The 11,697-nt window shown below is 30.2% G+C and carries 11 protein-coding genes; 9 read left to right on the top strand and 2 right to left on the bottom strand.

Annotation, left to right across the window (positions count from 1 at the left end):
• The first annotated feature begins 90 nt into the window (after nt 1-90).
• From pfkA to HGB55_RS01065, 3 genes are all read left to right on the top strand, one after another.
• Nucleotides 91-1,077 carry a 6-phosphofructokinase gene (gene pfkA / locus HGB55_RS01075; protein WP_168813787.1) on the top strand — a complete coding sequence of 329 codons (987 nt, stop codon included), beginning with the start codon at nt 91-93 and terminating at the stop codon, nt 1,075-1,077.
• 79 nt (nt 1,078-1,156) lie between these two features.
• On the top strand, nt 1,157-2,152 hold the full coding sequence (gap, locus tag HGB55_RS01070) for a type I glyceraldehyde-3-phosphate dehydrogenase (protein ID WP_168813785.1): 996 nt from the start codon (nt 1,157-1,159) through the stop codon (nt 2,150-2,152).
• Between the two features lie 42 nt (nt 2,153-2,194).
• Nucleotides 2,195-2,557, top strand: a complete 363-nt coding sequence (locus HGB55_RS01065) for a methylglyoxal synthase (protein ID WP_168813783.1) — start codon at nt 2,195-2,197, stop codon at nt 2,555-2,557.
• A 5-nt stretch (nt 2,558-2,562) separates the two neighbouring features.
• On the opposite strand, the gene HGB55_RS01060 is transcribed toward HGB55_RS01065, so the two are convergent.
• A complete protein-coding gene (locus HGB55_RS01060; protein WP_168813781.1) occupies nt 2,563-2,943 on the bottom strand; it encodes a Rid family detoxifying hydrolase in 381 nt (126 codons plus the stop codon).
• Between the two features lie 9 nt (nt 2,944-2,952).
• The gene (locus HGB55_RS01055; RefSeq protein WP_211047317.1) at nt 2,953-5,592 is read right to left on the bottom strand and encodes a putative LPS assembly protein LptD; all 2,640 of its coding nucleotides are present in this window, start codon (nt 5,590-5,592) and stop codon (nt 2,953-2,955) included.
• Nucleotides 5,593-5,862: 270 nt separating this feature from the next.
• Between HGB55_RS01055 and HGB55_RS01050 the strand changes: the two genes are divergently transcribed.
• The 6 genes from HGB55_RS01050 to HGB55_RS01025 all read left to right on the top strand — a co-directional run bounded on the left by HGB55_RS01050 (nt 5,863) and on the right by HGB55_RS01025 (nt 11,677).
• A complete protein-coding gene (locus HGB55_RS01050) occupies nt 5,863-6,936 on the top strand; it encodes an N-acetylmuramoyl-L-alanine amidase (RefSeq protein ID WP_247649166.1) in 1,074 nt (357 codons plus the stop codon).
• A gap of 60 nt (nt 6,937-6,996) precedes the next feature.
• Entirely contained in the window at nt 6,997-7,953 is a 957-nt protein-coding gene (locus HGB55_RS01045) for an MlaD family protein (protein ID WP_168813777.1), read from the top strand.
• Between the two features lie 193 nt (nt 7,954-8,146).
• The gene (locus HGB55_RS01040; protein ID WP_168813775.1) at nt 8,147-9,448 is read left to right on the top strand and encodes a (Fe-S)-binding protein; all 1,302 of its coding nucleotides are present in this window, start codon (nt 8,147-8,149) and stop codon (nt 9,446-9,448) included.
• A gap of 40 nt (nt 9,449-9,488) precedes the next feature.
• Entirely contained in the window at nt 9,489-9,935 is a 447-nt protein-coding gene (locus HGB55_RS01035; RefSeq protein WP_168813773.1) for a phosphoheptose isomerase, read from the top strand.
• Nucleotides 9,936-9,956: 21 nt separating this feature from the next.
• A complete protein-coding gene (locus tag HGB55_RS01030) occupies nt 9,957-10,736 on the top strand; it encodes a (Fe-S)-binding protein (RefSeq protein WP_168813771.1) in 780 nt (259 codons plus the stop codon).
• Between the two features lie 38 nt (nt 10,737-10,774).
• Entirely contained in the window at nt 10,775-11,677 is a 903-nt protein-coding gene (locus tag HGB55_RS01025) for a 1,4-dihydroxy-2-naphthoate polyprenyltransferase (protein ID WP_211047316.1), read from the top strand.
• The last annotated feature ends 20 nt before the right edge of the window (nt 11,678-11,697 follow it).

The raw sequence follows: 11,697 nt of genomic DNA, 5'->3' as shown, positions 1-11,697 counted from the left end.
GACTGTTTTAGGTTCTTTGAATGAATACATTAATTTAAATTAATAGTATTTTTTAGTTTAAAAATAAAATCTATTTTTACGCAGCAATTTATGGGGAAAAAAATAAAGAAAATAGGAGTTATGACTTCAGGTGGTGATGCGCCTGGAATGAATGCTGCAATTAGAGCAGTTGTAAGGGCATGTAGTTATTATAATGTTGAATGTGTAGGTGTTTATAGAGGCTATCAAGGACTTATTGAGGGAGATTTTGTTGAATTGAAAGCCCGAAGTGTGAGTAATATAATTAACCTTGGAGGTACTATATTAAAATCTGCTCGCTCTAAAGAATTTATGACAAAAGAAGGTCGTAAAAAAGCACATGAAAATCTTATAAATGCACAAATTGATGCGCTGGTATTAATTGGTGGAGACGGAACTTTTACAGGAGGAATGGTTTTTAATGAAGAGTATAATTTTCCTTGTATAGGTGTTCCCGGAACTATTGATAATGATATTTTTGGCACTAATTATACCATTGGATATGATACAGCTTTAAATACGGTTGTTGAAGTTATTGATAAAATAAGAGATACTGCAAGTTCGCATAACCGATTATTTTTTGTTGAAGTTATGGGGCGCGATGCAGGTTTTATAGCTTTAAATGCAGGTGTTGGTGCAGGTGCTGAAGAAATTTTAATACCTGAAGAAGATCTTGGATTAGACAGATTGTTAGAGTCGTTAAAACGCAGTAAAAGATCCGGAAAATCGTCAAGTATTGTTGTTGTTGCCGAAGGTGATAAAATTGGAAAAAATGTATTTGAATTAGCCAATTACGTTGAAGCAAATTTACCACAGTACGAAGTAAGAGTTTCAGTATTGGGTCACATGCAACGTGGAGGTTCGCCTAGTTGTTTTGATAGAGTTTTAGCAAGTAGATTAGGCGTTAGATCTGTTGAGTTACTTTTAGATGGTAAAACCAATTTAATGGTTGGTTTGGTTAATAATAATATTGTAACTACAGATTTGGAACATGCAGTAAAAGGGCATCACGAAATCAATAAAGAATTGTTAAGAGTTAGTGATATTATGTCAATTTAATTGATAGTTTTAATTAATTTTTTCTTCAACTTTATAAAGTTATAAATACTATAATTTTTAAGAATACCAATAAAAATAGATGATAAAAATAGGTATAAACGGATTCGGTAGAATCGGACGTTTAGCTTTTAGAGTTGCAATTAATAGAAATACTATTGAGATTGTTGCTATAAATGATATTCTTGATGTAGAGAATTTAGCATATTTGTTAAAATACGACTCGGTTCATGGACGTTTTAATGGAAGTGTAGAAGTAAAAGAAGGAAACCTTATTGTAAACAATAAAAAAATTAGAGTTACATCCGAAACAAGTCCTGAAAACATTAAATGGAATGATGTGAATGTAGATTATGTTATAGAATCAACAGGTTTGTTTACTGATAAATATAAGGCAGCTTTACACATAAAAGGAGGTGCTAAAAAAGTGGTTATCTCGGCTCCGTCAAATGATGCTCCTATGTTTGTAATGGGTGTAAATCATACAGATTTATCTAAAAATGATACTGTTTTTTCAAATGCTTCTTGTACAACAAATTGTTTAGCTCCAATTCTAAACATTCTTCATAAAAATTATGAAGTTGTTGAGGCTATGGTAAATACGGTTCATGCAGCTACACCAAATCAAAATACTGTTGACGGACCGTTAGCTAAATGGAGAAGAGGAAGATCGGCTTTAAATAATATGATACCTACAACAACCGAAGCCGGTAAAGCAGTTACAAAAATAGTACCTGATTTGGATGGAAAAATAATGGCAATGGCTGTTAGAGTTCCAACTGCTGATGTTTCTTTGGTAGATTTAACCGTTCGTTTAAAAAGATCAACTTCATATGGTGACATAAAACAACTTGTAAAAAAAGCTTCAGAAAATGAATTGAAAGGTATTTTAGGATATACCGAAGATGAAGTTGTTTCTCAAGATTTTGTTTCAGAAACCAGAACTTCAGTTTTTGATGCAAATGCCGGATTGGCGTTGAATGAAAATTTTTACAAACTTATTTTGTGGTATGATAATGAATTTGGGTATGCTAATAAAGTAATCGATTTAATAGAATATGCTTCAACTCTTAAATAATTTTGCGCCCATTTATGTACTAATTTTTTATATATTTAAATTATGGAAATAGCAATTATAGCACATGATGGTAAAAAGGCTGAAATGATTCAGTTTTTAATGGATTTCAAAGCATTAATTTTGTCTAAAAATATAGAATTAATTGCCACCGGAACCACAGGGAAACATGCTGAAAAGGCAGGTTTTAAAGTTACTAAATATCTTTCAGGCCCGTATGGTGGAGATGCTCAAATTGCAGCTCGGGTTGCAGAAGGTAAAACCAATATGATATTATTTTTCAGAGACCCGCTGGGGCAACATCCTCACGAACCGGATATTGCAATGTTAATGCGTTTATGTGATGTACATGATGTGCCTTTAGCAACCAATCCGGCAACTGCTGAACTTTTGATAAGATCAATATAAACCGTTTATTTTACAGCAATCATTGAAATTTCTACATTTACAAATTTCGGTAAATTTGAAACTTCAACGGTTTCTCTTGCAGGAGCAGTATCAACATTAAAAAAACTACCATAAACTTCGTTTATTTTAGCAAAATCGTTCATGTTTGCAATAAAAATAGACGTTTTTACAACATTTTCAAAAGTCATTTCAGCTTTAGCTAAAACAGCTTTTAAATTTTCCATCACTTGTTTAGTTTCTTCTTCAATAGAAGAATTTATAAGTTTTCCCGTAGTTGGATGTATAGCTATTTGACCAGATGTGTATAGTGTGTTTCCTGCTAAAACAGCTTGATTATATGGTCCTATTGGTGCCGGAGCATTAATTGTATTTATAATTTTTTTCATTTTAAAAATTTAAAATATTCTTTTATCAGGTACTTGTCGTTTATCGTATTTTATATCACTAAGCATTGATGCTTTTACACCAATAAAAAAGTAGTAGGTTTGTCTAGTTCCAAAAGGTACCCAATTAAAATTTAATTTCCAACTGTCTAAATCACGAGAAAATCTTAATTGTGTGTAGGTAAATCCTTCATTTTTTATATCGTAACCAGAAGAAAAACCAACGGCCCACTTAGGAGTTAATTCAATATCTCCTGAAAACATTAAAGAGTTGGAACTAATCTCATTTTGCCTATTTGAATTTGTGTAATTTAAGGAATAGGCTACTTTAAGTGTCCATGGAAATGTAGCGTGGTACAGTTTGGTGTTTTTTACTTTCTCTTCAGACTCATTGGGAGTTCCGTCAACTTGATTTGATGCAGATAGATTTTCTCCAAAAATACCATCAGAATTGTTATCCTGATCGTTTTTTTGCTGTGTAGATTGTCCTTTTTTGTTTTTACTTGAAAAAGAATAATTCATAGTTACTCCGGCGTTGGTTAACCTAAATAAACTTCCGCCGTTATTAATATTGAAAGTATTAATTCTTCTGCCATTAACATCTAAGGCGTAAGGGTCTAACGAAGCTCTTGCGTTAATTCCTAATTTATTATCAAAAATTTTAGTACCGGCCGTTACACTAACCGGACTCCATTTTAAAGAGTCTGCAGCCATATTATAACTGGTAGAAAAGTTTAAATTGTTAAGTAAAACTATTTTCTTGGGTTCTGTTTCGGTATCTAAAGAATCTTTAGGCCTAACTTTAGCTTCAATATTATTGTTTATGGAAAAGTTTAAGCTATTTGATAATGAAGTGCTTGGTTGCCCAAAAATTCCATTTGCAAAAGGAGAATATTCTACAATATCATTTGGATCTTCACTTTGTTGATATTCTTTATTGTAATTACTAAAATCGGGCTTGTAACTATGTGAAATAGATGGCCTTATTGTATGACGAATAGCTTGAAGTTTTCCTTTTTTAAATCTGAACATACCATAAAGAGTGGTTGATAATGACACAGATGTATTGTATTCTCTGAAAGAACTGAAACTGTTTATAGTATCAGTAACAACAGCATTTTGGATATCATCAAACTCTTTGCTTAATCGGTCAAAATACCAAACTTCTTTATAATTTAAACTTGGAGAAATTGTAAAATATTTTAAAGCCTTCATGTTGGTATTTAATGACATATTATGTTGTATACCGGCTTTGGCATTATCAAACATTTCTTTTTTGAAAAAATTATCATCATCAGTATTTATCCTATTTTCACCTCTCATAGAGTAGGTTAAGCCGGTTTTTTGAAGCGCATTATTTTTAGCTCCACTTTTACCTGTAAAGGGGTAAATTCTATCCATATTTAATTGTAAAGATGGAAGTGTCATCGTTATTTTTTCAGTATTTGTATTTTGTGAATGAGTAACCGATAACGACATGTTAAACGGAGTGCCAACAAATCTTTTTGAATATGATATAGATGAACTTAAAGTATTGTTTAAAAATGAATTTGTGTTATATTCATTATAAGATTCTTTGTAGTATTTACTACTTCCTAAATTTACAGAAGCTGAAAACCTGGAGTTAGGACTTGCTTTACCGTCCTGGCTATGACTCCATCTTATGTTATAGTTTTTGATTTTTGAATAATCTGATAAACCTTTTATACTGTTTATTAAGTTCTCGTACCTAAAGTTAAACCTACCGCTATATCTATACCTTTTTTTATAACCGGATTCGGCCCTGAGCCCCCAACTTCCATTGGTATAAATATCTCCCAATAATGCTAAATCAAAATTATCGTTTAAAACAAAATAATAACCTCCATTTTGTAAAAAATAGCCTTGTTCATTTGTATCACCCCATGTTGGCATTAAAAATCCGGAAGTTCTACCTTTGGTTAAAGGAATATAGGCAAAAGGTAATGCAAGTGGTGTTGGTACATCGGCAATAACTAACTGACTTGTTCCTGCAACTAATTTTTTATCTTTAATAAATTTAGCTTTTTTAATTCCAATATAATAATCCGGATTCTTTTTTTGTGAACTTGTAATTTTAATATTTTTTAAAAAAATTACTGAATCACTATATTTTTTACTTACTTCACCTTTAATAATTAACCCTTGTTGTTCAGTATTTAAATTCCAAATTTTTGCTTTTTCAGATTTAAAATTAAAAGCAATAGAGTCTTGGGTAGATTCTTGAGAACCTTGTTTAAAAACCGGAAGTTCAGTGTAGCCTTCAATACTATCTTTTATTCCTTTTGCTATTACAGTATTTGTATTGTTGTCAATTTCAATATAACCCGCTTTTAGATCAATATCTTTATAATGGATATGAGCGTTTTTATATAAAATAATTTTATTGTTCTTAATGTCTTGTCTAATTAAACTGTCGGCAGTATGTTCAATAATACTTTCAAGAATTTCTTTGGGTTTTTTAATAGAGTCAACAGGTTTAACTAATAAAGAGTCTGTAATAGAAGTAGTTACTGAATCTTTTACAGGAATTTTAATAGTGTCTTTAAATTTACCAGGAAAATTTTCAGAAGATTTTTCTTTAATTTCTTGGGAATAAATAGTTGAATTGATACAGCTAAAAGCTACTACCAAAAAAAGGATATAATGTATTTTTTTATTAATTGTTTTAATAATGTATTTTTTTATAAAAATAACTTATAAATTGGTTTGATAGCGTAAGTTTTTTTACTTTAGCTTATTAATTAATCAACCATTATAATTGATTGTTTTTGTATGTATGGCTTAATAATTGTAACATACAATAACAGATGCCAAAAATAATTAAAATAATTGATGAACTCACAACTCTTTTCTAAAATTACAATTACAACGAAAATCAGTTTTGGTTTCGTATTTTTTATAATGTTTCTTTTTAGCTCATATCATGTATTATATGCGCAGGAAAAAGATTTTGTTGTTGTGCTAGATGCCGGTCATGGAGGTAAAGATCCGGGTAAAGTAGGCTATAAAAAAGTAAAAGAAAAAGATATAGCTTTAAAAATAGTATTACAAGTAGGTAAGTTATTAGAAAAGAATAAAAATATAAAAGTTGTTTACACCAGAAAAACAGATGTTTTTATAGATTTATGGGAGAGAGGTAGAATTGCAAATAAAGCGGATGCCGATTTATTTGTTTCTGTTCATTGTAATGCCCATCATACTCAAGCTTATGGTGCTGAAACTTGGGTGTTGGGAACACATGCAAACCGGCAAAATTTTGAAGTAGCGAAAGCTGAAAATGCGGTAATTTTATTAGAAGATGATTATAAAACCAATTATAAGGGTTTTGATCCAAATTCTCCTGAATCTGTAATCGGGTTAACATTAATGCAAGAAGAATATTTAGATCAAAGTATTCAGTTAGCCAGTATTATTCAAAATGGATTTACTTCAAATTTAAAAAGAAAAGACAGAGGTGTAAAACAAGCAGGTTTTGTGGTTTTACATCAAACATATATGCCAAGTGTTTTAATTGAAACCGGATTTATAACCAATAAATATGAAGGGCTTTTCTTAGGATCCTCACAAGGTCAGCAAAAATTTGCTGAATCAATTTATAAAGGGATTGTAAAATATAAAGAACAACTTACGTTGAATAGCGTAGAGAGCACTTCAATTTCGGTAAATGAAAATAAAACACAAGCTACGTCAGTTGCTACTTCTGCAGAAGATTACGGAGATATAGAATTTAAAGTGCAAATAGCTTCAGGTTCACGTAAATTAGACACAAAACCATATAACTTTAAAGGACTTAAAAATGTTGAACGCATAAAGGTAGGGAATAGTTATAAGTATTATTTAGGTAAAACATCTAACTATTCTCAAATAAAAGACCTTCATCAATTAGCAAAGTCAAAAGGATATACTTCTGCATTTATTGTGGCGTTTAAAAACGGTAAAAAAATTCCTGTAAATCAGGTTTTAAAAAAATCATAAGTCTATAATTTATTACTCCCAAAAATAATTAGTAATATTGCTACAACTAATAACAGTATTTTGAAACTAACAAGAGAATTAAAAACCGGTATTGTTGCAGTAACTGTAATTGCCTTAACCATTTGGGGATATAACTACCTTAAAGGACTTAATTTATTCGAAGGATCTTTAAAAACATATTTTACTGAATATGGAAATGTTCAAGGATTAAACACAGCAAGTGTTGTTACTATAAATGGAGTTGAAGTAGGAAAAGTTATTAATATTAATTTTAATAAAGATCCTGAAAAAAGAGGTAGATTATTAGTTGAATTTAGCGTAGAAAATGATTTTGAATTTTCAAAAAACAGCATTGCAAAAATATATAGTGCAAGTTTAATGGGTGGAAAATCTTTGGCAATAATACCTTCTTATGAAGGAGAAATAGCTAAACCGGGAGATTTTTTAAAGGGAGAAATAGAATCTGACATCTTTTCATCAGTAACCGAAAAATTAAATCCGTTACAGGCAAAAGTAGAAAACGTAATTGTTAGCGCCGATTCTTTATTGGTTGGTTTAAATGATGTGATTGATGTTAAAACGCGAGAAAATTTAAAATCTAGTATTGCAGAGTTGCACACAACTATTTCTAATTTTAAATCAGTTTCAGGAAATGTAGATGAACTTATAAAAAATAATGAAGAAAAGTTAGGAAACACGTTAGATAAAGCTAATATAATGGCTACAAATTTAGCAATACTTTCCGATTCGTTAGCTAATGCAAATATTGGAACAACCGTAAAAAATTTAGAGATAACTGTAAATAGTTTGAATAAAATTTTAAAGAATGTAGAGTCTGGAGACGGAACTTTAGGGAAATTGGTAACAGATGAAGAAATGTATAACAACTTAACTAATGCATCAAAAGAGTTAGAAGAATTGTTACGAGAAATGAAATTACATCCAAAACGTTTCGTCCATTTTTCACTATTTGGAAAAAAAGACAAAGGTTATAATGCCGAAGAACACGGAAAATAATATAAATTTTATTTCTAAATAATTAATATAAAAACAATATTAGAAATAATATTATTAAATTAAATTTGTTAACTAATTTATTTTGTAAAATATTTGATAAATATTTAAGGATATTATTAAATTTCCTATAAAAATAGTAAGAAGTTTATAAATATTAATTTTGAATATTTTAGAATCATATTAAACCGAAAGTATGAATTATATTGACAATATAGTATTTGCTGTACTGATATTTTTAGGGATAGGTTTTTTTGTTAAAAACATAAAAAAACTTACCAGAAATATAAAACTTGGTAAACATATAGATAGAACCGATAACTCTAATGAGCGTTGGAAAAATATGGCAATGGTTGCTTTAGGGCAATCTAAAATGGTTAAACGTCCGGTAGCAGGTATTTTGCATATTTTAGTTTATGTAGGTTTTATAATTATTAATATTGAAGTTGTTGAAATAATTATTGATGGCCTTTTTGGAACACATAGAGTTTTGTCTTTTTTAGGCGGAATTTACAATTTTTTAATAGGTTTATTTGAAATATTGGCATTACTGGTTTTAGTAGCTGTAATAGTATTTTGGTTGCGTAGAATGGTTGTTAGAATTCCACGTTTTTGGAATAAAGAAATGAAAGGATTCCCAAAAAATGACGCACTAAATATCTTATATTTTGAAATGGTTTTAATGTCGTTGTTTTTAATTATGAATGCAACAGACGTACATTTTCAAAGCATGAATTTCGGAAACCCGATAAGTCAGTTTTTAGTACCAATTTTTGATGGTTTTAGCGCAGAGAGTTTACATGTTATTGAGCGAGTTGCTTGGTGGTTGCATATTGCAGGTATTTTAGTGTTTTTAAACTATTTATACTATTCTAAACATTTACATATACTTTTGGCATTTCCAAATACCTATTATGCTAATTTAAATGCAAAAGGAAAGTTTAATAATTTAGAATCAGTTACTAACGAAGTAAAATTAATGATGGATCCAAGTGCCGATCCTTTTGCTGCACCTGTTGAAGATGATAATGAAACTCCCGAAAAATTTGGTGCAAGCGATGTAACAGATTTGAATTGGGTACAATTAATGAATGCCTATACTTGCACAGAGTGCGGACGTTGTACTTCCTCATGTCCGGCAAATTTAACAGGTAAAGAATTATCTCCAAGAGCTATTATGATGAAAACTCGTGATAGATTAGAAGAAATTGGAGAAAACATTAATAAAAATGGTAAATTTGTTGATGATAATAAACAATTATTAAACGATTATATAACACCGGAAGAAATTTGGGCTTGTACAAGTTGTAATGCTTGTGTAGAAGAGTGTCCGGTAAATATTGACCCACTTTCAATTATTCTGGATATGCGTAGATATTTGGTTATGGAACAATCTGCTGCATCACCTGAATTGAATATGATGATGACAAATATTGAAAATAATGGAGCTCCTTGGCAATACAACCAAATGGATAGATTAAATTGGAAAGACGAATAGATAAAATAATATAGACAAACTAACAATCAAAAACACAAAGATGAAAAAAGAAGATGTAGATAAATTATTGCACGATAAAGTAGAAGATGGCTTGCATATAAGTCCTATTTTACCTGAAGGGATAAAAAACTACTTGATAGATATTGATGGTACTGTATGTGATGATATACCAAATGAAGAACCGGAACGTATGCTTACAGCTAAAGTATATCCTGATGCGCTAAGAACATTAAACAAATGGTATGATGAAGGTCATATAATTTGCTTCTTTACATCGCGTACCGAAGCACACAGAGAATATACCGAAATTTGGTTAAAAAAACATGGCTTTAAATATCATAGTTTGCTAATGGGAAAACCTAGAGGAGGTAATTATCATTGGATTGATAATCATTTGGTTAAAGCCACCAGATATAGAGGTAAATTTACTGATTTAGTAGAAAAAGAAGTTACAATTGAAGTTTTTGACGACGGTCAACACGAATAAAAATTTAAATCCTTTTTTATAATGAATGTACCAACAATGGCTGAAATGATGGCGCAAGGAAAACAACCTGAAGTTTTATTTTGGGTAGGTTGTGCCGGAAGTTTTGATGACAGAGCAAAAAAAATTACCAAAGCATTTGTAAAAATTTTAAATAAAGCAAAGGTAGATTTTGCTGTTTTAGGTACTGAAGAAAGCTGTACAGGAGATCCGGCAAAAAGAGCCGGAAACGAATTTTTATTCCAAATGCAGGCAATGACCAATATTGAAATATTGAATGCTTACGAAGTAAAAAAAATTGTAACTGCTTGTCCTCACTGTTTCAATACGTTAAAAAACGAATATCCTGAATTAGGTGGAACTTATGAAGTTGTGCACCATACCGAGTTATTAAAATCATTACTTGATGAAGGAAGATTAACCATTGAAGGAGGAAAATTTAAAGGAAAACGGATAACATTTCATGACCCTTGTTATTTAGGAAGAGCAAATGATGTTTATGAAGCTCCTCGTGAATTAATTCAAAAATTAGATGTTGAATTAGTTGAGATGAAGCGTTGTAAAACCAACGGATTATGTTGTGGAGCCGGAGGTGCTCAAATGTTTAAAGAACCGGAAAAAGGCACAAAGGATATCAATGTAGAAAGAACAGAAGATGCTTTAGAAGTAAGTCCAAATATAATTGCTACCGGATGTCCATTCTGTAATACAATGATGACTGATGGTGTGAAAGCAAAAGATAAAGAAAATGAAATAGAAGTGTTGGATATTGCCGAACTTATTGCAAATGCTGAAGATTTGTAATAACTTTTAGGCAATACTTATCTGATTCTTTTTAAATTATGATAAAAAACTACATAGAAGCTGCTCGCTTAAGAACATTACCACTTTCAGTTTCGGGTATTATTGTTGGGAGTTTTATTGCGGCTTCTCAAAATCTTTTTAATTGGAAAATTTGTATTCTGGCTTTACTAACTACTGTTTGTTTCCAAGTAATTTCTAATTTCGCCAATGATTATGGTGATGGTGTAAAAGGTACCGATAATGAAGATAGAATTGGTCCTAAAAGAACTATTCAAAGCGGAGCAATTTCACCTAAACAAATGTTAAAGGCAATTAAAATTTCTATTGCAGTAACTTTAATTATAGCATTCGCACTTATTTATGTATCTTTTGGGAAAGAAGACTTTTTAAATCTTACCATTTTCTTTCTTTTAGGAATTGCGAGTATTGTTGCTGCCATAAAATATACTATGGGTAAAAAAGCGTATGGTTACCGAGGTTTAGGCGATTTATTTGTATTTCTTTTTTTTGGTTTACTTAGTGTTTGCGGGAGTTATTATTTGTATACTAAACAACTAGATTATACCATTTTTTTACCGGCATTTTCTGTAGGTCTTCTTAGTGTAGGAGTGCTAAACTTGAATAATATGAGAGATAGAGAATCAGATATTAAATCGGGAAAGAAAACATTGACTGTTAAAATTGGAATAGAATTTAGTAAATATTACCATTATTATTTATTAATAGCTTCATTTTTATTTGCATTTTTATATGTATTAATTCATTATACATCTGTATATCAATTTTTATTCATTATAGCGTATATTCCAATTTTTAAACATTTAATTACGGTTTATAAGAATAAAATCCCAAAATTACTCGACCCGGAATTGAAAAAACTGGCAATTAGTACTTTTTTATTCTCAATTTTATTTGGTTTAGGCCTAATTTTAAATAATTAAATTGTAATATTTGTTACGTA

Origin of the sequence: Lutibacter sp. B1 (genome assembly GCF_012524075.1) — a bacterium.
GTDB lineage: Bacteria > Bacteroidota > Bacteroidia > Flavobacteriales > Flavobacteriaceae > Lutibacter.
This window is presented reverse-complemented; position numbering and strand designations above follow the sequence as displayed.

What these genes read in the sequence shown, in the direction of transcription:
- pfkA (WP_168813787.1), top strand. Translation starts at nt 91, where the DNA reads ATGGGGAAAAAAATAAAGAAAATAGGAGTTATGACTTCAGGTGGTGAT.
- gap (WP_168813785.1), top strand. Translation starts at nt 1,157, where the DNA reads ATGATAAAAATAGGTATAAACGGATTCGGTAGAATCGGACGTTTAGCT.
- HGB55_RS01065 (WP_168813783.1), top strand. Translation starts at nt 2,195, where the DNA reads ATGGAAATAGCAATTATAGCACATGATGGTAAAAAGGCTGAAATGATT.
- HGB55_RS01060 (WP_168813781.1), bottom strand. Translation starts at nt 2,943, where the DNA reads ATGAAAAAAATTATAAATACAATTAATGCTCCGGCACCAATAGGACCA.
- HGB55_RS01050 (WP_247649166.1), top strand. Translation starts at nt 5,863, where the DNA reads ATGTTTCTTTTTAGCTCATATCATGTATTATATGCGCAGGAAAAAGAT.
- HGB55_RS01040 (WP_168813775.1), top strand. Translation starts at nt 8,147, where the DNA reads ATGAATTATATTGACAATATAGTATTTGCTGTACTGATATTTTTAGGG.
- HGB55_RS01035 (WP_168813773.1), top strand. Translation starts at nt 9,489, where the DNA reads ATGAAAAAAGAAGATGTAGATAAATTATTGCACGATAAAGTAGAAGAT.
- HGB55_RS01030 (WP_168813771.1), top strand. Translation starts at nt 9,957, where the DNA reads ATGAATGTACCAACAATGGCTGAAATGATGGCGCAAGGAAAACAACCT.
- HGB55_RS01025 (WP_211047316.1), top strand. Translation starts at nt 10,775, where the DNA reads ATGATAAAAAACTACATAGAAGCTGCTCGCTTAAGAACATTACCACTT.